Raw genomic sequence first — 20,995 nt, 5'->3', positions numbered from 1 at the left:
GTCTTCGTTTTTCCGTGGCGGGACGGTCGGTCAAGGGTGGCCGAAGGCCATCGCGAAGCGACGCGACGAAGGAGCGCCCTTGAGGGACCGTCCCGCCACGGAAGGACGATGAGACTGACGGGAGACCACCAAACCCTCCCTGACACCGCCCCACTGGACCCCGCCCTCCCCCGACCCCGCCTTCCCCCGCCCCCGCCCCCCACCATCCCCGTTGCCGATCATGGTCGGGCATCATTGAACGCGTTCGAAATTTCAGAGCGACCCACGGGGGACCCATGCCGGAGCTGAAGCCCATACCTCTCGCAGCGAGGCGGGCCATCATCTACGGCGCCATCGCCGTGGCTCTCGTGGCCGGGACCCAAGCGGCTTGGTGGATGTACGAGTGCCTGAACCCGGGCCCCGTGGTGGTGCGCTCCACGCCCTGCGCTCGCGCCATGGCGGCCATCGGATGGAAGCTGCCGCCGCACGTGGCGGGCGAGGACTGCACCGAGACCGACGACCCCCTCTTCGAGAGCACATGGAAGGGCTCGTTCCGGGTCCCCCGGGCCGAGGCGCGCCCCTGGCTCCGCACCCTGCACGGAGACCGGCGCAGGCAGGTGTACGGGCCCGGGAGCGGGGCGGACGGCGTGTACGAATCGCCGGAGGGCCTCACCCTCGCCATCGTTCCCCCCACACTCGGCCGGATCGACGACGCCCGCCTGACGGTGCGCTGGGAGGGGAGGGACGGCGCCGTCGTCACGTTCGAGACGTACAGCGACTAGCCCGGCCGCCACGCACCACCCCCACCCCCACCCCGGGTCGGCGGTTGTCTCGTTATGGCTCCTACGGTCGCCCCTCATGCATCATTGACGCGGGTAGCTCTTCACCTGCGACCGAAATCGTTCTGCTTCAACACACCTTCTGGCTACGGAGGTTCGGGATGGCGGTACGGACACGCGTCCACCTCGTGCTGGTGCACGGCCTGTTCTCCTCGTCGAAGGTGTGGAAGACCTTTCGGGAACTCATCGAATCCGACCCCGAGCTCGCCGACTGGGTCAGCGTGCACCCCTTTCAGTACGACTCCCCCCTCGTGCGGCTGCGGCCCGACCGGCGGGTGGCCGAGACCGACGACGTCGCCGACCAGCTCGGAACGTTCCTGGAGACCGAGCTCTCCGACGCCGAACGGATCGTGCTCGTCACCCACAGCCAGGGCGGCCTGGTCGTGCAGCGGTTCCTCGCCCGCAAGCTGTGGAACGGCGAGGGCGGCGATCTGGCCCGCATCAAGTACTTCACGATGTTCGCCTGCCCCAACACCGGCTCCGGCTTCTTCCTCACCGTCCGCAAGGCCCTCAAGGTGTGGCGCAACCCGCAGGAGACGCAGCTGCGGCCCTTCGACCGCGCCGTGACCGAGGCCCAGCGCACCGTCCTGAGCGCGGTCGTCCACGGCCGCGAGTACGGGGACCAGGAATGCCCCATCCCCGTGCGCGCCTACGGGGGCTCCGCCGACGACATCGTGCCGCCGGTCGTGGCCCGCGGGGTCTTCCCCAAGGGCGGGGTGGTCACCGCCGACCACTTCTCGATCGTGCAGCCCAAAGACCGGTCCGCCGCCTCCTACATGGCCGTGCGCAGCGCCCTGGTCGAGGCCGCCCGGGGAACCGCCGCGGCGGACGGGGAGTCCGGGGTGGCGGCCGTCTCGGGGATCGCGCTGGCGCCCGCCCGTCCCCGGACGGCGGCCGGAACCTCGGGGCGGCCGCTGCTCCCGGCACCCGCCGCCGGCGAGGCGGATCTGGCGCCGTTCCCGCCGCCCCCGTACGGCAAGCTGGAGGAGGGCCAGTTCAAGGGGCAGGACCGGCAGAGCCTGGCCGCTTCCCTGCTGTCCGGGAACTCCGCCCAGCAGGTGAACGTCCTGGCGGGGCTGGGCGGTTCCGGGAAGAGCCGGCTGGCCCTGGAGGTCGCCGACCGGGCCCAGCGGGCCGGGCACCGCGTGTGGTGGGTGTCGATGCCCGAGCTGAGCCTGCGCATGCGGATGATGGCCCACGACCTCGGCGCGCCCTCGATCACGGTCGAACGGGCCTGGCTGACCGGCAGCGCCATGGACCTCGTGTGGAAGCTGCTCAACGACTGCCCGGACCCCTGGCTGCTGATCTTCGACAACGCCGATGACCCGGCCCGCCTCGGGCCCCGCGACGGCGTGGTGTCCGACGGGACGGGCTGGCTGCGCAAGCCGCAGAACGCGGGCGGCACGGTCCTGGTCACCAGCCGGGTGCGCCGCCAGCAGACCTGGGGCGACTGGAGCACCGTCCACCAGGTGCTGCCGCTGCACGAGGACGACGGCGCGTCCCTGCTGCTGGAGCGGACCGGGGGCCTGGGCGGTACGAACGAGGACGCCCGGCGCCTGTCGCGGGAGCTGGGCGGGCTGCCCCTCGCGCTGCGGCACGCCGCGGACGCGATCAAGGCGGTCAACGAGAGCCACGTCTCCCTGGACTCCGACATCCGGGACTTCGAGACCTTCCGCCGGACCTTCGCCGCGCGGGTCGGCACCTCCGCCGACCAGGCCGGGCCGGACCTCAGCGAGCTGCTGGGCCGGGAGATCGTGGACCAGGTCTGCGGGATCGCCCTGGACCTGCTGCGCCGCCGCAGCCTGGGCCAGTCGGCGACCCTGCTGAAGGTCCTGGCCTGCCTGAGCATCGCTCCGATCCCCTACCGCTGCCTGCTCGGCGGTCCCGCGCTCGGCCAGTCCCCCCTCTTTCCCGGCGTCACTCCGGCCCGGACCGCCGCCGCGCTGGCGGGCCTGGAGGACTTCGGGCTGATCGACGCCTACGAGCGCGAGGGCGTCGCGGAACGCGACCTGGCCCACGTACTGACCCTGCACCCCGTCGTGCACGGCGTCCTGCGCGAGAACGAGGAGGTGCGGGAGCGGCCGGCGGACTACTACGGTCTCGCCGTACGCATGGTGCTCGCGGCCACCCACCTGCGCAATCCGGACCACCCGGCCAACTGGCCGCTGTGGTCGGCGCTCGCCCCGCACGCGCTGGAGGTCGCCCGGGCCTGCCTGCTCGGGGACCTCAAGCCGTCCGACCGCACCGTACGGACGGCGGCCCTGGAGCTGGCCCGGCTGACCGCCCGCTACCTGATCGCGATGGGGCTGCTGGTGCCCGCGTACGACCTGGTGCACTCCCTGATCGAGGGCTGCTCCTCCTTCGGCTTCGACCGCGACGACCGGGAGATCCTGGGCCTGCGCCACGAGCAGGGCCGCGTCCACCTCGACCGCGAGCAGCTGACGCTGGCCGAGGAGGAGCTGCGGCTGGTGGTGGAGGCCCGCACCCGCATCCTGGGCGAGAACGACGCCGACACCCTCGCCAGCCGGCACAAGCTCGCCCGCGCGATCAACGAGCAGAAGGGAGACAAGAAGGAGCGGGAGAAGGTCGAGCTGATGCTGCGCTCGATCGTCGAGGCGGAGAACCAGGTGCGCGGTCCCGAGAACTACGACACGCTCGTGGTGCGGCACACCCTGGCCCGGGCGATGCTCGCGCTCGACCGGTACGTGGAGGCCGAGGCCGAGGCGCGGCAGATCCTGGACATCAGCCGCCGCAACCACTGGCCGCCCTCCACTCCGGAGATCCTGCGGGTGGGCGAGACGCTGACGCACGCCCTGCTGGGCCAGGCCCGCGAGGAGGAGGCGGACCAGGTCATCCGGGAGGCGTTGCGGGACGCGTCCCAGCCGGCGGACTCCAACCTCGTGATGCGGTTCCGGTTCACCCACGTGCTGGTGCTCCTGGGGATCCGGGGGCGTACGCCCGAAGCGGTGAAGAAGCTGAAGGCGCTGATGCACGACCTGGACCGGGTGGTGGCTTCGGAGCACCCGCTCTCCGTGCAGGCGAAGACGCTGCTGGGCAAGCTGGAGCGGGAAATGCCGGGCTGAAACCTCCTGGAACGGGGGGCAGTTGTACGGAACTCCACCGGCCGTCGGGCACTTGCGCGTAGCCTGACGGTGCTTCACCCTGTGTGACGCACCCCACACCGAACGCGCGGAGGTCCGCCGATGAACGCTCTCCCCACCGATACGAACGACGACCAGTCCCTGCAGTGGGGTGCTCCGGGGAGCCACCTGGAGGAGATGCAGGCGGAGGTCGGCAGACGGATCGCGATGGAGGCGTTGGAGGCCGGCCGCCAGGCGCTCGAACTCGATGCCAAGACCGCGTTCCGCGCCACGAGCGGGGCGCACCCGGGATAGCCGGTCTCCCTCCCCCTATCCCCTTCACCCTTCTCCTCTCCTCTCCTCTGCTCTCCTCTGCTCCTGTGCTCTGCTCTTCTCCTCATCTGCACCGCTCTGTCTCTTCGTAGCTCTGTTCTCGATGACCGGGGGGCGAACGCATGACGAAAGCGCGATCCACGGACGACCTGTTACCGGGACCACCGCACGATCCCTTCTTCCGCGCCGTCACCGCTCCGGCGTTCTCCCACGAGCTGCTCGCCGGTCTCGCCGCCGGCCGGTACGCGGCGGTGCGGGTGCCCGGCTTCCTGCCCCGTGAGCGGTGCGCGGAGGTGCTCGACGCCCTCAAGGCACAGGTGTTCGACTCGTACGGACGGGCCCGCATCCATCCGCCGGTGATGCGGTTCGGGGTCGGCGTCAGCGATCACATGGCGGACGGCGGGGTCGCCGACAGCTACTGGAAGGCGCTGGAGGGGCACCACGAGGCCTGGGCGGGCCTGGGGCTGTCGTTCGATCCGTTCCGCACCTGCCGGGAGGGGCTCGCCGCGCACTGGCCGCCCGGGGTGGAGGTCGGCCGCCGCGAGGGCCGGGAGATGGGCGCCGGAGTGGCCCGGGAGCCGAACCAGGGCTTCCAGGTGCACTTCGACGACGCCCTGCGCGAGTACGCGGGCGATCTCCTGGACACGCCCCTGATCGGGCAGTTCGCCTTCAACCTGTACCTCAGCGTGCCCCCGTCGGGCGGTCAGACGGTGCTGTGGCGCCACCGCTGGCAGCCACAGGACGAGGCCCACCGGATCCCGGCCGCCTCCTACGGGTACGACGAGGAGGTGGTGCGCGGTGCCGAGTCCATCGAGCTCACCCCCGAGGTCGGCGAGGCGCTGCTCATCGACCCCCGCTTCTTCCACGCGGTACGGCCCAGCCACGGGGACCGCCGAATCGCACTGGGATTCGCGGTGGGCGTCGCCGCGTCCGGGAAGCTGCTCACCTGGGCCTGACCGGCCCTCCGAGCTGCTCCTTTCGCCCGCCCGGAGGCCAACGCACCCATCCGCGCGGTTTTTTGACGGGCCATCGGGCTGGGACTACGTTCGGGGGATGGACCTCTTGCGCTACGTGGCCTTCAGCACCGACCCGCTGGGCGGCAATCCGGCGGGTGTGGTGCTGGACGCCACCGGCATCGACGAGCCGACGATGGCCGCCACCGCGGCGGAGGTCGGCTATTCGGAGACGGCCTTCGTCGTCCCCCGCCAGGACGGGGCGCTCGACATCCGCTACTTCAGCCCGCAGACCGAGGTGCCGTTCTGCGGGCACGCCACCATCGCCACCGCGGTCGCCCACGCCCGGCGCCACGGCGTGGGCCGGCTGCTGCTGCACACCCGGGCGGGACAGGTCCCGGTGACCACGGCGGCGGGCCCGGACGGCAGCGTCGTGGCGACGCTGGTGAGCGTGGCCCCCCGTACGGAGGTCCTCGCCGAGGCCGATCTGGAGGAGCTGCTGGCCGCGCTGCGCTGGTCCGCCGCCGACCTCGATCCCGCCCTGCCGCCCCGGGCCGCCTATGCCGGCGCCTGGCACCCGGTGATCGCGGCCGCGAGCCGGGAGCGGCTCTCCGACCTGGATTACGACATGCTCGCGCTCGGCGACCTGATGGCGCGCCGGGACTGGGCCACGGTGGCCCTGGTCCACCGCGAGTCGGAGTCCGTCTTCCACGCCCGCAACCCCTTCCCGCCCGGCGGCGTCGTGGAGGACCCGGCGACGGGTGCGGCGGCCGCCGCGCTCGGCGGGTACCTGCGCGCCCTCGGCCTGGTCGCCACGCCCGCGCTGCTGACCGTGCACCAGGGGGTGGACATGGGGCGGCCGAGCCTGATCAGGGTCGGCGTGCCCGCGGATCCGGCGGCGGGCATCGAGGTCACCGGCACGGCGGTGCCGATCGCCTGAGGCCCGCCCCGCCGCAGCCCCGCCCGGTCCTAGAGCGCGTCGCCGAGGGGCCGGGGGGTGACCTCCACGACGATCTCGATCTCCACGGGCGCGTCGAGCGGCAGGATCTCCACCCCGACGGCGCTGCGGGCGTGCCGGCCCGCGTCGCCGAACACCTCCACGAACAGCTCGCTCGCGCCGTCCACCACCGAGGCCTGGCGGGTGAAGCCGGGCGCCGAGGACACGTAGCCGACCACCTTCACCACCCGCACCAAGGACTCCAGCGGCGCCACCGAGTCGACGGCCGCCAGCGCGGCGAGGGCGCACTGGCGGCTCAGTTCCGCGGCCCGTTCGACCGTGACCTCGGCGCCCACCCTGCCGGTCACGGTCAGCTCGCCGCCGGTGAGGGGGATCTGTCCCGCTACGAACACGTACCTCCCGGTGCGCACGGCCGGCACGTAGGCTCCCTTGGGCGGGCTCACCTCCGGCAGCCGCAGACCGAGTCCGGCCAGCCTCTCGCGTACGCCGTCGCTCATGGCACCCCCTGGTGACCTCGTCCCGGCGGCCCATGCTGCCACCCTCCGGGCCGCGCCGCGGGCGTCTGGCCGCTTCCCCGGCGCGGGGGCGTCCGGTCTGCTAAGCGGCCCCGCCCGGCTACCAGTTCAGCGGGTCGAGCGGGCGGCCGGCCGCCGTGACGCGGAGGTCGTGGTGGGTGTGGTCGAGGCCGATCAGCCTGATCCGGCCGGGGCCCTGCCAGGACGCCTCCAGGACCCCCTTCGCGGAGCCCGCGGGGTACGCGGCGACCGGGTGGCGGCGGGCCGTCGGGAAGCTCCCGGCCTCCACGTAGACCCGCCAGCTCCCGCCGGTCAGCCCGGGGGTGTGGGCCACGACCAGCCGGCGGGCGGAGCCGTCGGGGGCGGGGACGTCCCACTCCCGGTCGGGGAAGGGGTCGCCCGCCAGCGCGTGGGCGGGGACGGCGAGCACCCCCAGGACGGCCGCGGCGGCCAGGACGGCTCCGGCGGCCTTGCGGAGCCCGGGGCGCCGGGAGCCGAGCAGGGCCGCGCCGGAGAGGCACAGGGCCGCCAGTGCGGCGAACACCGCGGGACGGTCCAGTTCGGCCAGCAGGGCCGGGCCGCCGGGCCGGTCGCAGAAGGGGACGACGGCCGCCACCGCGGCCGCCACCGCGGCGAGGGCCGTCAGCCCCCGCACCACAACTCTGTGCATCTCCATGGCCGGGCACCCTAGCCTGAGCGCATGACCAGCGACTTCCACACCACCCTGCACTCCCTGCGGGTGTGGGACACCGAGCTCCCCGGCTTCGATCCCGCGAGCGCTCCGGACGGGCCGCTGCCCCTGTTCCGGGACTGGTTCGTGCGGGCCGCGCGGGCGGGGCAGGCCGAGCCGCACACCATGAGCCTGGCCACGGTGGACGCCGACGGGCTGCCCGACGTACGCGTCCTGATGCTGCACGACGCCGACGAGCGGGGCTGGCACTTCGCCTCGCACGCCACCAGCGCCAAGGGCCGCCAGCTCGCGGCGCACCCGGTGGCGGCCCTGTGCTTCTACTGGCCGGCGGTCGGACGGCAGGTGCGGATCCGGGGCCGGGTCGGCGCGTGCGGGCCCGAGGAGAGCCGGGCGGACCTGGCGGTGCGCTCGCGCGGGGCGCTGGCGGCCGCGCTGACGGGGCGGCAGAGCGAGGTGCTGGGCTCCGCCGAGGAGCTGGTGCGGGCGTCGCAGGCGGCGTGGGAGCGGGCCGGGGCCGAGCCGGACGCCCCCGCGCCGACCTGGACCCGGTACGTCCTCGACCCCACCGAGGCGGAGTTCTTCCAGGGCGACGCCGCCCGCCGCCACACCCGGCTGCGCTACCGGCGCACCGCGGACGGGGCGTGGACGCGCGAGCTGCTCTGGCCGTAGGGCGTAGGGGCGCAGCGGCACGCATCGGCACGCGGCGGCGGAAAACGGCGAAGGCCCTTTCTCCGTGCAATGCGACGCACTGCACGGAGAAAGGGCCGGTCCGTATCAGCCCTTGCCGAAGCCGATGTAGGCGGCGGCGCACTGGCGCCATTCGTTCTGGAACGTGTTGTTCATGTTCCCGAGGTTTCCGCCGTGCGAGCGCAGGTAGGCGAATATCCCGTCACAGTTCTGCTTCGACGGAACGAAGCGCTCCGTGCAGCGGTCGCCGCCGCCCCCGCCGAAGTCGCAGCTGCCGGCTGCCGCGGGCGAGGCCGTGAGCAGGCCGAACACCGGGATGGCCAGGGTCGCCGCGACCGCTACGGCCCCGGTCTTCAGCTTGCGCGACATGTTCGTCATTCGATTGTTCCCCTCGGTTTGGCGTACAAGGCATTTCGCGCTCCGTCGTTTTTTGCATTCATCCCTGGTCAGGGGATGTGCCGCGGTGCGCTGCCTGGCCCGATCATGGTGGGCGGCCGGGGGGACGGCAAGTCAATTGAGGGTTTTCAGAGCTTGTCCGCCACGGGCCGGAAGACAGGCACGTGAATGCCGTCCGCCGCCTCGCGGAAGGTGACGGCCAAGGGCATGCCGATGCGCAGGTCCGCGTGCGGGCAGTCGACGACCTCCGTCATCATCCGGGGGCCCTCCGCGAGGTCGACGACGGCCGCGGCGTAGGGGACGCGTCCGCCGAACGGCGGGAGGTCGTTGCGGTGGATCACCGACCAGGTGTAGAGCGTCGCGCGGCCGCTCGCCGCCTCCCAGGACACCCGCTCCTCGCCGGCCCAGCAGGACGGGCAGAACTCGCGGGGGTAGTGGTGGGCGCGTCCGCAGTCGGCGCAGCGGCGCAGCAGGAGGCGGCCGCGGGCGGCAGCGTCCCAGTAGGGGCGGGTGAAGTCGTCCGCCTCGGGGAGGTCGTGGCGGGGGCCGGTGGCGGCGCCGGTGCTCACAGGAAGATTCCGATCGACGCGTCGAGGGACCAGGTCTGCCAGGCCATGGCGAAGAGGGCGACGAGCGAGATCAGCGCCATCATGGCGTTCTGCCCCTGTTCGGCCCAGTCGTGGATCATCAGCACCAGGTAGAGCAGGTTCAGCAGCAGTCCGCCGATCAGGGCCACCGGGGTCAGGAGGCCGAGCACCAGGCCGAGACCCAGGGCGAGTTCGGCGTAGACGACGACGTGGGCGATGAGCCGGGGGCGGGGCTGGACGACCTTTGCGAAGCCGCTCTTGACGAAGGGCCAGCGGTGCTTGCCCGCGACGTCGGCGGCCCAGGCGATGCCGGTACCGCGCTCGAACCAGCCCTTCTTGTCCTTGTGGCGCCAGCTCTCCAGCCACCACAGGCCGAGCCCCACGCGCAGCACGGCGAGCCATTCGGCGCCGCTGAGCCAGATGGTCTGCATCCCTCACCCACCCACCCACTCGACCCGTCGATCTGACGGTACGTCAGTTCAGCGGATCGGGGCCGATCCCGCAAGGCCCCCGCGGCGCCGGGGCCCGCCGCGCGGCCACCGTGATCGATCCGCAATCGATTCCCTCCTCGTCCGAGACCCATCAACGCTGTGTGTCGATACGCTCACTCCTCATGTCCGAGCCCGACCTGACCAGCACCCAGCCCCGTCCCGTGTACGTGATCGGCGCGGGCCCCGGCGGCCTCGCCGTCGCCGCCGCGCTGCGCGCCCGCGGGGTGCGCGCCGTGGTCGTCGAGCGGACGGACTCCGTCGGCGCGTCCTGGCGGGGCCACTACGAGCGGCTGCGGCTGCACACCACGCGGCGCCTGTCGGCGCTGCCCGGGCTGGCGGTCCCGCGCCGGTTCGGGCGCTGGGTGGCCCGCGCGGACGTGGTGCGCTACCTGGAGAAGTACGCCGAGTTCCACGAGCTGGAGCTGGTCACGGGCGTCGAGGTGACCCGGATCGAGCGGGCCGCCGACGGGGCGGGCTGGACCCTGCACGCCTCGGGCGGACGGATGCTGGCGGCGGGGGCGGTGGTCGTGGCCACCGGCTTCAACCACACCCCGGCGCTGCCGGACTGGCCGGGGCGCGCCGGGTACACCGGCCGGCTGCTGCACGCCGCCGCGTACCGGGAGCCGGGCCCGTACGCCGGGCAGGACGTGCTCGTCGTCGGCGTCGGCAACACCGGGGCGGAGATAGCCGTGGACCTCGTCGAGGGCGGGGCGTCCCGGGTGCGCCTGGCCGTGCGGACCGCGCCGCACATCGTGCGCCGCTCGACGGCCGGGTGGCCGGCGCAGCGGACCGGGATCCTGGTGCGCAGGCTGCCGGTGGCGGTCGTGGACCGGCTGGGGGCGCTGCTGGCGCGGGTCTCCATACCGGACCTGTCGGCGTACGGGCTGCCGCGGCCGGCGGCGGGCCTGTACACGCGGGTGCGGCAGGGGGCGGTGCCGGTGCAGGACGTGGGGCTGATCGACGCGGTGCGCCGGGGCCGGGTGGAGCCGGTGGCGGCGGTCGTCTCCTTCGACGGGGACGCGGTGGTGCTGGCGGACGGTACGCGGATCGGTCCGGACGCGGTGATCGCGGCGACGGGGTACCGGCGGGGGCTGGAGGCCCTGGTGGGGCACCTCGGCGTCCTGGACGGGCGCGGGCGGCCCCTCGTCCACGGGGCGCGGACCCCGGCCGGGGCGCCCGGGCTGTACTTCACCGGGTACACGAACCCGATCAGCGGGATGCTGCGCGAGCTGGCCCTGGACGCGGAGCGGATCGCGCGGGCGCTGGCCCGGCGGGAGCGCTCCGGCCGCCGCGGCCGGAGCGCGGGGGCGTCCGCGTAGGCCGAAACGGGTCTGGACCCTCCCCGGACGGTTCTGCCACCGTTCTGGCACACACATCACCTCCACCACCTTTCCTGCGCATCCCTGTTCCTGACGGCGCGTCAGTTCAGTAATCTGACTACGCGTCAGCTATGGATTTCATCGAGGTTCATCGAGCAGGAGCGGGCGGAACGATGCTTGGATCTACTCACGGCACCCTCACCACCGACTTCCGCGCACGTGTCGAGGCCTGCGGGGAGACCCCCAGGACGGCCGTCCACTCCACGGCGGCCCCGGCCGACGGGGAGGCGGCCGAGCTGGACGTCAGCGGACGTCCCCTGCACTCCGATGTGCCCGACCTGGACCGGTTCTTCCGGCCCGAGTCCGTGGCCGTCGTCGGCGCCTCGGACGCCGACGGCAGACCGAACACGGGCATCACGCGGCAGCTCATCGCCTGGGCCGGGCGGGTCGGCGCCCGCATCCACCCGGTGCACCCCACCCGCGCCAGCGTGTTCGGGCTGCCCTGTCACGCCTCCGTGGCCGACCTGCCCGAACAGGTCGACCTCGCCGTGCTGCTGGTCTCCGACCCGCTGCCCGTCATCGAGCAACTGGCGGACACGAAGGTGAAGTTCGCGGTGGCCTTCGCCTCAGGCTTCGCCGAGACCGGAGCGGCCGGCGCCGTCGCACAGGCCCGCCTCGCCGCCGCCGTCAAGCGCTCGGGCCTGCGGCTGCTGGGCCCCAACACCAACCTCAACGCCTTCGAGGCCTTCCGCGAGGACCTCGACGGTCCGGCCATCGCCCTCATCACCCAGTCCGGCCACCAGGGCCGGCCCGTCTACACCCTCCAGGAACTGGGCATCCGGCTGTCCCACTGGGCACCGACGGGCAACGAGGCCGATCTGGAGACCTCCGACTTCATCTCCTACTTCGCCGAGCAGCCCGAGGTCGGAGCCATCGCCTGCTACGTCGAGGGGCTCAAGGACGGCCGCCAGTTCCTCCTCGCCGCCGACCGCGCCGCCCGCAACGGCGTCCCCGTCGTCGCCGTCAAGGTGGGCCGCACCGAGACCGGCGCCCGCATGGCCGCCTCCCACACCGGCAAGCTCACCGGCGCCGACACCGTCGTGGACGCCGCCATGCGCCAGTTCGGGGTGATCCGCGTCGACGGGCTCGACGAGCTCCAGGACACCGCCGCCCTGCTGGCCCGCGCCCGGCCCCCGCGGGCCGACGGGGTCGTCGTCTACTCCATCTCCGGCGGCACCGGCGCCCACTTCTCCGACCTGGCCACCGAGGCGGGGCTGAGCCTGCCCACCCTGTCCGAGGACAAGCAGCGCGAGCTGCACCAGTGGATCCCCGACTACCTCGGCGTCTCCAACCCCGTCGACAACGGCGGCCACCCCGTCGGCGACTGGCGCGGCCGCAAGATCATCGACGCGATCCTCGCCGACCCCTCCGTCGGCGTCCTGATCTGCCCCATCACCGGTCCCTTCCCGCCGATGAGCGACAAGCTCGCCCAGGACCTGGTCGAGGCGGCCGAGCAGACCGACAAGCTGATCTGCGTGATCTGGGGCTCCCCCGTCGGCACCGAGGACGCCTACCGCACCACCCTCCTCGGCTCCTCCCGCGTGGCGACGTTCCGCACCTTCGGCAACTGCATCACCGCCGTCCGCGCCTACCTCGGCCACCACCGCTTCACCGCTGCCTACCGCTCCCCCTTCGACGAGGCCCCCCGCACCCCCTCCCCCTCCTTCCGCAAGGCCCACGCCCTGATGCGACCCGGCCAGCAGCTCAGCGAGCACGCCGCGAAGCAGCTGCTGCGCGCCTACGGGATACGGGTGCCCCGCGAGCAGCTCGTCACCAGCGCGGCGGCCGCCGTCCGCGCGGCGGGCCTGGTCGGCTACCCGGTCGTCATGAAGGCCTCGGGCCCCCAGCTCGGGCACAAGACCGAACTGGGCCTGGTCAAGATCGGGCTCACCTCGGCGAGCCAGATCCGCGACGCCTACCGCGAGCTCACCGACATCGCCCGCTACGAGAACGTCCCGCTGGACGGGGTCCTGGTCTGCCAGATGGTCGAGCGCGGCGTCGAAATGGTCGTCGGCGTCACCCAGGACGACCTCTTCGGCCCCACCGTCACCGTCGGCCTCGGCGGCGTCCTGGTGGAGGTACTGCGGGACGCGGCGGTCCGCGTCCCGCCCTTCGGGGAGGACCAGGCCCGCCACATGCTGACCGAGCTGCGCGGCCACCCCCTCCTGGAGGGCGTCCGCGGCGCCCCGCCGGCCGACGTCGACGCCCTGGTGGAGGTCATCCTCCGGGTCCAGCGGATGGCGCTGGAACTGGGCGACGTCCTGTCCGAACTGGACATCAACCCGCTGATGGTCCTGCCCCGAGGCCAGGGCGCGGTGGCCCTGGACGCCCTGGCCATCTGCCGCTGACCCCGGACCCGGCCCGGCCCGGCCCCTGCACCTGCCCCGCCCCGAAGCACCGCGCCGCCGGTCCCCGCACCGCCCGGCGGCCGTCCCGCCCGGCGACCGTCCCCGAACCGCAAGGGAGTCCCACCCCATGGCCAGCGACGCCACCGGCGACGAGATCCTCCACCGCATCGACGGCGGTGTCTCGTGGATCACCCTCAACCGCCCCGCGGCCATGAACGCCGTCACCGGGGAGCAGCGCGAGCGGGTCATCGCGCTGCTGGACGCGGCCTCGGCCGACCCCGGCGTACGGGCGGTGGTCCTCACCGCCACCGGCAAGGGGTTCTGCGCGGGCGCCGACCTGCGCGGCGCCCCGGCGGCCCCCGGCGCCGAGCGCGTCGCGGGGGACGTGGCCCGGATGATCCGGCTCGGCGCGCAGCGGCTGATCACCGCCGTGCTGGACTGCGAGAAGCCCGTCATCGCCGCCGTCAACGGCACCGCCGCCGGCATCGGCGCCCACCTCGCCCTCGCCTGCGACCTCGTCATCGCAGCCGAAGGAGCCCGTTTCATCGAGGTGTTCGTCCGCCGGGGCCTGGTCCCCGACGGCGCCGGCGCCTACCTGCTGCCCCGCCTGCTGGGGCCGCAGAAGGCCAAGGAGCTGATGTTCTTCGGGGACGCCGTGCCGGCGGACGAGGCGGCCCGGCTCGGGCTCGTCAACAAGGTGGTCCCCGCCGGGGAGCTGGAGGCGGCCGCCCGCGCGTGGGCGGAGCGCCTCGCACAGGGCCCGACCCGCGCCCTGGCGCTCACCAAGCAGCTGGTCAACGCCTCCCTGGACGGGGACCGGGCGACCGCCCTGGCCGCCGAGGCCACCGCCCAGGAGCTGAACATGACCACCGCCGACGCGAACGAGGGCGTGGCCGCCTTCGTGGAACGCCGCACGCCGAAGTACCTGGGCCGCTGAACCCCCGGGTCACGTCCGCGGGTTCGGCTTCAGCAGGGCGAAGACCGCGCCCGCCGGGTCCGCGGCCCAGGCGATCCGGCCGACCGCGGGCAGGTCGGCCGGGGGCACGAGGACGCTGCCGCCGCCGTCCTGGATCCGGCCCGCGGTGGCGTCCACGTCTCCCACGTGGAAGTACGGGACCCACCGGGACGTCTCGCCGGCCGCGGCGCCCGCCCAGTCGTCCGCCCCGCCCTGGGGCGCGACCCCGCCGAAGGAGCCCTGGTCCTGGGCGCCGTCCGCGACGCTGAGGACCTGGTACAGCATGCCGGGCATCGGCATCCCGGAATGCCGCCACCCGAAGAGGGAGGCGTAGAAGTCGATGCCGGCTTGCTGGTCCGGTACGTGCAGTTCCACCCAGACCAGGGAGTTCTCGGCGCCGGCCACGTCGAGGCCGCCGGTCTTGCCCGGCTGCCAGCAGGCGAACTGGGCGCCCTGGGGGTCGGTGAACTGGGCCAGCACGCCCTCCCCCATGACGTCCATGGGCTCCGTGCGCACCGTGCCGCCGCCGTCGCGAACGCGCTGGGCGGTGGCCCGGACGTCGGGGCTCTGGAAGTGGACCATCCACGCGGACGCCGCGCCCTCCTCGGTGAGCGGGCCCAGCGCCGCGACGGTCCCGCCGCCCGTCCGGAAGAACCCGTAGCCGCCGCCCTCGGGGCCGGCGGGGGTGAACTCCCAGCCGAATACGCCGCCGTAGAAGGCGGCGGCGGCGCGGGTGTCGGGGCTGCCGAGATCGAGCCAGTTGGGCGATCCGGTGCGGAAGTCGGTGCCGAGCATGATGCCTCCTGGGATGTGCCGCGGGTACCGCCCGACACGATGCCGAGCCGCCGCGCACGCGGGCCCGTACGGGCCGTGCGGGAGGACCCGTTTCACCCGTACGGGGGAACGGCACGGCAGGCGGCCGCGGGGGGCGGGGGCGCCGGTTGCGGCGCGCCCGCGCCCCCCTTCCCATCTGACGCTCCGTCAGGTTCAATCGTCGTGTGATGGGACACGCAGGGATGGCGGCCACCGTCGTCCGATACCTCAGGTCGGCCGGCTCCCCCACCTCCGCCGGGCCGGAGCCCGACCGCGTCGACGCCCTGCCCCGCCCCGACCTGCGGGCCGTCGGCAGGGACGAGCGGGCGCCCGTGAGCCCCGCCGAATTCCGGGCCGTCCTCGGCAACTTCGCCAGCGGGGTCACGATCGTCACCGCCCCGCCCGCCGGGCCCGGCGAGGACCCGGCCGGCTTCGCCTGCCAGTCCTTCGCCTCGCTCTCCCTCGACCCTCCCCTGGTCACCTTCATGGTGGCCCGTACGTCGACCACCTGGCCGCGGATCGCCCGCGCCGGAGTGTTCTGCGTCAACATCCTCGGAGCCGGACAGGGCGCGCTGTGCCGGGCCTTCGCGGTCAGCGGCGCCGACAAGTTCGCGGGCGTCGCCCACCGGCCCGCCCCGGCCACCGGATCGCCGCAGCTCGCGGACGTGCCCGCCTGGATCGACTGCCGGATCCACGCCGTCCACACCGGCGGGGACCACCTGATCGTCGTCGGCCGGGTCGAGGCCATGGGCGCGGCCGGCGAGGAGGGCCCGCTCCTCTTCCACAAGGGCCGCTTCGGCCGCCTGGCCGAGGGCGAGTAGAGCCCCGTACGCGCACCACGGCCCCGCCCGGGAAGGGCGGGGCCGCGGCACGCGCACCGGTCGCGGCACGCGCACCGGGGTCAGAAGGTGAGCACCCCGCGCGCCACCCGGCCGTGCCGGGCGTCGTCCACGGCCTTCGCGAAGTCCTCGACCGGGTAGACCTCCGTGACCAGCTCGTCCAGCAGCAGCCGCCCCTGCCGGTAGAGCTCGGCGTACAGGGCGATGTCGCGCTGCGGACGCGAGGACCCGTACCGGCAGCCCATGATCGTCTTGTCCAGGTACATGGACGAGACGAGGAAGGACGCCTCCTCCTTGAAGCCCGGCACGCCCAGCAGCACCGCCTGGCCGCGGCGGTCCAGCAGGTCGATCGCCTGCCGGATCAGCTTGACGCTGCCGACGCACTCGAAGGCGTGGTCCGTGCCCGTCGGGAGGATCTCGCGGACGGCCGCCGAGGTGTCCGCCACGGCCGTGGCGTCGATGAAGTGCGTGGCCCCGAACTGCCGGGCCACCGCCTCCTTCGCCGGGTTCGCGTCGACCGCCACGATGGTCCCGGCCCCCGCGATCCGGGCCCCTTGCAGGACGTTGAGGCCGATCCCGCCGGTGCCGATGACCACCACCGACTCCCCCTGGCCCACCTTCGCCCGGTTCAGGACGGCGCCGACGCCCGTGAGCACCCCGCAGCCGATCAGCGCGGCCGAGGCCGCCGGGATGCCCTCGGGGATCTTCACGGCCTGGACGGCCCGGACGATCGTGCGCTCGGCGAACGCCGAGTTCGAGGCGAACTGGAACAGCGGCTTCCCGCCCCGTGAGAAGGGCTGCCCCGGCATGCCGATCGCCTTGCGGCACATCGTCGGCCGGCCCCGGTCGCAGTCCGCGCACGCCCCGCAGTTGGCGAGCGTGGACAACGACACGTGATCGCCCGGAGCCACGTGCGTGACGCCCGCGCCGACCGCCTCCACCACCCCGGCGCCCTCGTGCCCGAGCACCACCGGCGGCGGGAACGGGATCGTCCCGTCGATCACCGAGAGGTCGCTGTGGCACAGCCCGGCCGCCGACACCGCGACCAGCACCTCCCCCGGGCCCGGGTCCCGGACCTCCAGGTCGTCGACCACCTGGGCCTGCTTGCCGTCGAACACGACGCCTCTCACCTGGGCTCCTTAGGCAGGCCGAGCACGCGCTCGGCGATGATGTTCCGCTGGATCTCGTCCGAACCGCCGTAGATCGTGTCGGCCCGGGTGAACAGGAACAGGCGCTGCTCCTCGTCGAGCCCGTCCTCGTACGCGGCCCCCCGCGCCCAGGGACCGGGCCCGGCCGTGGCCGCCGCGCCGCGGACCTCGACGGCCAGCTCCCCCAGCCGCCGGTGCCAGCCGCCCCACAGCAGCTTGGCCACGCTGGGCGCGCCCGGATCGCCCGCGCCCCCCGGCTCCCCGGCCGCGCCCAGGGTGCGCAGGGCGTTCCACCGCATGGTGCGCAGCTCGGCCCACTGCCGTACGAGGCGTTCGCGCAGCACGGGGTCCGGGGCGCCGCGGGCCGCGTAGGCGCCGACGACCCGTTCGAGTTCGGCGGCGAAGCCGATCTGCTGGACGAGGGTGGAGACCCCGCGTTCGAGGGCGAGCAGGCCCATGGCGACGGTCCAGCCGTTGCCCTCGCCGCCGACGCTCTCCTCGGCGACGGCGCCGTCGAAGAAGACCTCGTTGAACTCCGCCGTGCCGGACATCTGCCGGATCGGACGGACCTCGACGCGGCCGGGCTGGTCCATCCGTACGAGGAGGAAGGACAGGCCGTGGTGGCGGCGCGAGCCGGCTTCGGTGCGGGCCAGGACGAAGCACCAGTCGGCGTCGTGGGCGAGGGAGGTCCAGATCTTCTGCCCGGTGACGCGGTGGCGCCCGTCGGCCGGGTCGCGGACGGCCGACGTACGGATCCCGGCGAGGTCGGATCCGGCGCCGGGCTCGCTGTAGCCCTGGCACCACAGCTCCTCGCCACGGGCGATGGCGGGCAGGTGGCGGTCCTGCTGTTCGGGGGTCCCGTAGGCGATGAGGGTGGGCGCGAGGAGGTTCTCGCCGATGTGTCCGACGCGGCCGGGCGCGCGCAGCGCCGCGTACTCCTCGGCCCACACCACCTGGCCGGTGGGGGAGAGCCGGCGCTGCCCGTAGGCGCCGTCGGGGACCTCCCAGCCCTGGCCGATCCAGCCGCCGCGGCCCAGCTCGCGCTCCCAGTCGCGGCGGGCGGCGGCCCCTTCGTGTTCGCTGCCCGGCCCACCGAGGCCGCGGGCCCGTCCGTAGGGGCCCACGAGGTGTTCGGTGAGCCATGCGCGGGCCCGGGCGCGCAGCTGTGCGTCCTCGTCCCCGAAGCTGAAGTCCACGCCGCTCCCTACGTGTTGGGGCGGTCCTTGGCGGCCGCCGCCCTGGCCATGGCTTCGAGCTGGGCGAGCATGGGCATCGGGTCGGTGCCGACCGAGCCGGGCAGGAAGTCGGCGATCCGCTCGGGGGTCCAGGCGCCGTCGGCGTAGGCGGCGCGCAGTTCGCGGGGCTGGGCCCAGACGGCGATCTTGGGGCCGGCGATCGTGTAGACCTGCCCGGTGATCCCCTCGCCCCTGGCCCGGTCGCTGAGCAGGTAGGTGACGAGGGCGGCGACGTCCTCGGGCTCGCCGATCTCCTTCAGCTCCATGGGCACGTTGGCAGACATGCGGGTGCGGGCGACGGGGGCGACGGCGTTGGCGGTGACCCCGTACTTGTGGAGCCCGAGGGCGGCGCTGCGGACGAGGGAGATGATCCCGCCCTTGGCGGCGCTGTAGTTGGCCTGGGCGACGGATCCCTGGTGGTTGCCGCTGGTGAAGCCGATGAGGGTGCCGGTGCCCTGCTTGCGCATGACGGCGGAGGCGGCCCGGAAGACGGTGAAGGTGCCCTTGAGGTGGGTGGCGAGCACCGGGTCCCACTCGGCCTCGGACATGTTGAAGAGCATCCGCTCGCGCAGGATCCCGGCGACGCAGACGACGCCGTCGACGCGCCCGTACTCGGCGAGGGCGGTGTCGACGATGCGCTGCCCGCCCGCCATGGTGGAGATGTCGTCCGCGACGGCCACGGCCTGCCCGCCGGCCGCGGTGATCTCCTTCACCACGGCCTGGGCTATCTCGCTGGTGGGCTCGCCGCCCTCGATCCCGACGCCGTAGTCGTTGACGACGACCCGGGCGCCCTCGGCGGCGGCGGCGAGTGCCACGGCCCGCCCGATGCCCCGGCCCGCGCCGGTGACGGCGACGACCTTGCCTGCCAAGAAGTTCCCCACGTCCGGCCCCTTCCCGCGTTTTCTGACGGTCCGTTAGATTCTATGACCAGCCGGATCCCTTCGCACAAGACCCCGTTGCCGTTGTTGCCCGCCGCACCCGCCAGGAGCTGATGGAAGCCATGACCCTGCCCCCCGAGTTCCACGAGATCGCCAAGCGCGTCAACAACTGGGGCCGCTGGGGCGCCGACGACGAGACCGGCACCCTGAACCTGATCACCGGGGAGGTCGTCCGGGCGGCCGCCGCCGAGGTCCGCACGGGCCGCCGGATCCCCCTGGCCCTGCCCCTCAAGGAGGACGGGGTGCAGTCCGGAATGATCCCCGGGCGGACCAACCCGCTGCACACCATGGTCCAGATCAACCAGGAGCTGTTCGGCCCCGGAACGGTGGCGTGCAGCGACGACTCCGTGACGATGGGCCTGCAGTCGGCCACCCACTGGGACGCCCTGACGCACGTCTCGCACTCGGGCCGGATCTACAACGGCCGCCCGGCATCCACGATCACCGCCCACGGGCGGGCCGAGTTCAGCGGCATCGACAAGGCCACCCCGATCGTCTCGCGCGGAGTCCTCCTGGACGTGGCCCGCGCGAAGGGCCTGGACCGGCTGCCGGGGGGCCACGCCGTCACGCCGGGGGACCTGGCGGAGGCGGAGGAGTTCGCCGGGGTCACCGTCCGGGCGGGCGACGTCGTCCTCGTGCGCACCGGGCAGGTCCAGGTCTACCTGGCGGGCGACAAGCACGGGTACGGGTACCCGTCCCCCGGCCTGTCCGTGCACACCCCGGAGTGGTTCCACGCCCGCGACGTCGCGGCGGTCGCGAACGACACCCTGACCTTCGAGGTCTTCCCGCCGGAGATCGAGAACCTGTGGCTGCCGGTGCACGCCCTCCACCTGGTGGAGATGGGCATGCACCAGGGCCAGAACTGGAACCTGGAGGAGCTGTCCACAGCCTGTGCGGAAGCGGGCCGCCACGCGTTCCTGCTGTCCGCGATGCCGGAACCCTTCGTCGGCGGCACGGGCACCCCGGTCGCCCCGGTCGCGGTCCTCTGATCCGCCCGGGCGGGGCGGCGGCTACGCCCCCGGGCCCCGGTCCGGGGCCCGGGGGAGTTCGGCCAGGCGCTTGATGCGGGCCAGGCGGCGGTCCCAGTCGGCAGCCAGGGCCGCCATCCAGCGGGCCGTCGCGTCCAAGGCCGCCGGCCGCACCGCGTACCGCACCTCGCGCCCCACCCGGCCCCCGCGCACCAGGCCGGCCGCCTCCAGCACCGCCAGGTGCTTGACCACCGCCTGGCGGGATACGGGGACCCCCTCGGCCAGCGTGGTCGCGGTGGCCTCGCCCCGCGCCGCGAGGAGGTCGAGGAGCAGCCGCCGCGTGGGGTCGGCCAGCGCGGCCAGTACCGCGTCCACGCCGTCGGCCGGGTGGGCCTGCGTCACGCCGGGGTCCCCTCCGCGCGCGCCTTGAACGCGTCGAGCACCTGGGGCCAGCCGCCGGTGTTGTCCTCCAGCGCCTTGCCGCGCAGCTCGTCGGAGCCGGCGAGCGCCGCGAAGCCGCTCTCGACGACGCGCAGCCGCGTCCCGTCGCCCTCCGGGGTCAGCGTGAACTCCACGAGGGTGGTGTTGTCCCCGCGCAGGTCCTCGCCGGGGAAGGCGCTGGCCCAGCGGTAGGCCACGTAGGTCTGCGGCTCCACCTTCTCCACGCGCACCGGGAAGTCCCCGTACCGGGCGTTCTTCGCCAGCGTCTCCTCGCCCTCGCGGGCGACGGTGCCGGCGGCGGCCTCCGGTTCCGCCACCCAGAACCCGGGTTCGGTCACCAGCGCCCAGACCCGCTCCAGGGGCGCTTCGATCAGGGTTTCGCGTTCGATCCGGTCCTGGACCATGACGAGCCTCATCTCTCG

At 73.8% G+C, this 20,995-nt stretch carries 22 protein-coding genes; 11 read left to right on the top strand and 11 right to left on the bottom strand.

The annotated features are described in order from the left end of the window. Positions 1-434: 434 nt before the first annotated feature. From ACGFXC_RS35655 to ACGFXC_RS35635, 5 genes are all read left to right on the top strand, one after another. Positions 435-761, top strand: coding sequence for a hypothetical protein (locus tag ACGFXC_RS35655; protein WP_393719073.1), 327 nt, complete (start codon positions 435-437; stop codon positions 759-761). 158 nt (positions 762-919) lie between these two features. Next, positions 920-3,901, top strand: a complete 2,982-nt coding sequence (locus tag ACGFXC_RS35650; protein WP_393719072.1) for an alpha/beta fold hydrolase — start codon at positions 920-922, stop codon at positions 3,899-3,901. A gap of 120 nt (positions 3,902-4,021) precedes the next feature. Continuing rightward, complete coding sequence (locus tag ACGFXC_RS35645) at positions 4,022-4,213, top strand: hypothetical protein (RefSeq protein WP_393719071.1); 192 nt, start codon at positions 4,022-4,024, stop codon at positions 4,211-4,213. A 140-nt stretch (positions 4,214-4,353) separates the two neighbouring features. Beyond that, positions 4,354-5,187 carry a proline hydroxylase gene (locus ACGFXC_RS35640; RefSeq protein ID WP_393719070.1) on the top strand — a complete coding sequence of 278 codons (834 nt, stop codon included), beginning with the start codon at positions 4,354-4,356 and terminating at the stop codon, positions 5,185-5,187. 97 nt (positions 5,188-5,284) lie between these two features. Continuing rightward, complete coding sequence (locus ACGFXC_RS35635) at positions 5,285-6,124, top strand: PhzF family phenazine biosynthesis protein (RefSeq protein ID WP_393719069.1); 840 nt, start codon at positions 5,285-5,287, stop codon at positions 6,122-6,124. A gap of 29 nt (positions 6,125-6,153) precedes the next feature. On the opposite strand, the gene ACGFXC_RS35630 is transcribed toward ACGFXC_RS35635, so the two are convergent. Both ACGFXC_RS35630 and ACGFXC_RS35625 read right to left on the bottom strand, forming a co-directional pair. Beyond that, positions 6,154-6,639, bottom strand: a complete 486-nt coding sequence (locus ACGFXC_RS35630) for a RidA family protein (RefSeq protein WP_393719068.1) — start codon at positions 6,637-6,639, stop codon at positions 6,154-6,156. Positions 6,640-6,757: 118 nt separating this feature from the next. Next, a complete protein-coding gene (locus tag ACGFXC_RS35625) occupies positions 6,758-7,333 on the bottom strand; it encodes a hypothetical protein (protein ID WP_393719067.1) in 576 nt (191 codons plus the stop codon). A 24-nt stretch (positions 7,334-7,357) separates the two neighbouring features. Here ACGFXC_RS35625 and ACGFXC_RS35620 point away from each other — a divergent pair, with 24 nt between their 5' ends. Further along, positions 7,358-8,017: a pyridoxal 5'-phosphate synthase gene (locus tag ACGFXC_RS35620; RefSeq protein WP_393719066.1), complete on the top strand. Its 660-nt coding sequence runs from the start codon at positions 7,358-7,360 to the stop codon at positions 8,015-8,017. 105 nt (positions 8,018-8,122) lie between these two features. On the opposite strand, the gene ACGFXC_RS35615 is transcribed toward ACGFXC_RS35620, so the two are convergent. From ACGFXC_RS35615 to ACGFXC_RS35605, 3 genes are all read right to left on the bottom strand, one after another. Next, a complete protein-coding gene (locus tag ACGFXC_RS35615; protein WP_393719065.1) occupies positions 8,123-8,404 on the bottom strand; it encodes a hypothetical protein in 282 nt (93 codons plus the stop codon). Between the two features lie 155 nt (positions 8,405-8,559). After that, complete coding sequence (locus tag ACGFXC_RS35610) at positions 8,560-9,000, bottom strand: Zn-ribbon domain-containing OB-fold protein (RefSeq protein WP_393719064.1); 441 nt, start codon at positions 8,998-9,000, stop codon at positions 8,560-8,562. Continuing rightward, on the bottom strand, positions 8,997-9,449 hold the full coding sequence (locus tag ACGFXC_RS35605) for a DoxX family protein (protein WP_393719063.1): 453 nt from the start codon (positions 9,447-9,449) through the stop codon (positions 8,997-8,999). Before ACGFXC_RS35605 ends, ACGFXC_RS35610 begins: the two co-directional genes overlap by 4 nt. A gap of 182 nt (positions 9,450-9,631) precedes the next feature. Here ACGFXC_RS35605 and ACGFXC_RS35600 point away from each other — a divergent pair, with 182 nt between their 5' ends. From ACGFXC_RS35600 to ACGFXC_RS35590, 3 genes are all read left to right on the top strand, one after another. Beyond that, complete coding sequence (locus tag ACGFXC_RS35600; RefSeq protein WP_393719062.1) at positions 9,632-10,828, top strand: flavin-containing monooxygenase; 1,197 nt, start codon at positions 9,632-9,634, stop codon at positions 10,826-10,828. A 173-nt stretch (positions 10,829-11,001) separates the two neighbouring features. Then, positions 11,002-13,236: an acetate--CoA ligase family protein gene (locus ACGFXC_RS35595; protein WP_393719061.1), complete on the top strand. Its 2,235-nt coding sequence runs from the start codon at positions 11,002-11,004 to the stop codon at positions 13,234-13,236. A gap of 127 nt (positions 13,237-13,363) precedes the next feature. Beyond that, positions 13,364-14,173 (top strand): enoyl-CoA hydratase/isomerase family protein, encoded by an 810-nt coding sequence (locus tag ACGFXC_RS35590; RefSeq protein WP_393719060.1) that lies wholly within the window; start codon positions 13,364-13,366, stop codon positions 14,171-14,173. 9 nt (positions 14,174-14,182) lie between these two features. Here the strand turns inward: ACGFXC_RS35590 and ACGFXC_RS35585 are convergent, their stop codons facing one another. Continuing rightward, positions 14,183-14,986, bottom strand: coding sequence for a VOC family protein (locus ACGFXC_RS35585; protein ID WP_393719059.1), 804 nt, complete (start codon positions 14,984-14,986; stop codon positions 14,183-14,185). 206 nt (positions 14,987-15,192) lie between these two features. Between ACGFXC_RS35585 and ACGFXC_RS35580 the strand changes: the two genes are divergently transcribed. After that, complete coding sequence (locus ACGFXC_RS35580) at positions 15,193-15,825, top strand: flavin reductase family protein (protein WP_393719058.1); 633 nt, start codon at positions 15,193-15,195, stop codon at positions 15,823-15,825. 80 nt (positions 15,826-15,905) lie between these two features. Here ACGFXC_RS35580 and ACGFXC_RS35575 read toward each other — a convergent pair whose 3' ends face one another. From ACGFXC_RS35575 to ACGFXC_RS35565, 3 genes are read right to left on the bottom strand one after another with little or no spacing between them, the layout of a single operon-like run. Continuing rightward, complete coding sequence (locus ACGFXC_RS35575; RefSeq protein WP_393719057.1) at positions 15,906-16,973, bottom strand: Zn-dependent alcohol dehydrogenase; 1,068 nt, start codon at positions 16,971-16,973, stop codon at positions 15,906-15,908. Continuing rightward, positions 16,970-18,187: an acyl-CoA dehydrogenase family protein gene (locus tag ACGFXC_RS35570; RefSeq protein WP_393719056.1), complete on the bottom strand. Its 1,218-nt coding sequence runs from the start codon at positions 18,185-18,187 to the stop codon at positions 16,970-16,972. The genes ACGFXC_RS35575 and ACGFXC_RS35570 overlap by 4 nt, the downstream gene beginning before the upstream one ends. A gap of 8 nt (positions 18,188-18,195) precedes the next feature. Further along, the gene (locus ACGFXC_RS35565) at positions 18,196-19,107 is read right to left on the bottom strand and encodes an SDR family NAD(P)-dependent oxidoreductase (RefSeq protein ID WP_393719055.1); all 912 of its coding nucleotides are present in this window, start codon (positions 19,105-19,107) and stop codon (positions 18,196-18,198) included. 119 nt (positions 19,108-19,226) lie between these two features. Here ACGFXC_RS35565 and ACGFXC_RS35560 point away from each other — a divergent pair, with 119 nt between their 5' ends. Further along, positions 19,227-20,153, top strand: a complete 927-nt coding sequence (locus ACGFXC_RS35560) for a cyclase family protein (protein WP_393719077.1) — start codon at positions 19,227-19,229, stop codon at positions 20,151-20,153. 21 nt (positions 20,154-20,174) lie between these two features. Here the strand turns inward: ACGFXC_RS35560 and ACGFXC_RS35555 are convergent, their stop codons facing one another. Both ACGFXC_RS35555 and ACGFXC_RS35550 read right to left on the bottom strand, forming a co-directional pair. Further along, a complete protein-coding gene (locus ACGFXC_RS35555) occupies positions 20,175-20,534 on the bottom strand; it encodes an ArsR/SmtB family transcription factor (protein WP_393719054.1) in 360 nt (119 codons plus the stop codon). Then, positions 20,531-20,977: an SRPBCC domain-containing protein gene (locus ACGFXC_RS35550; protein ID WP_393719076.1), complete on the bottom strand. Its 447-nt coding sequence runs from the start codon at positions 20,975-20,977 to the stop codon at positions 20,531-20,533. Before ACGFXC_RS35550 ends, ACGFXC_RS35555 begins: the two co-directional genes overlap by 4 nt. Positions 20,978-20,995: the final 18 nt, after the last annotated feature.

The sequence above is a fragment of the Streptomyces sp. NPDC048507 genome (assembly GCF_043199995.1).
Taxonomy (GTDB): Bacteria; Actinomycetota; Actinomycetes; order Streptomycetales; family Streptomycetaceae; genus Streptomyces.
The sequence above is the reverse complement of the archived record's forward strand: the minus strand, read 5'-3'. Positions and strand labels throughout refer to the sequence as shown.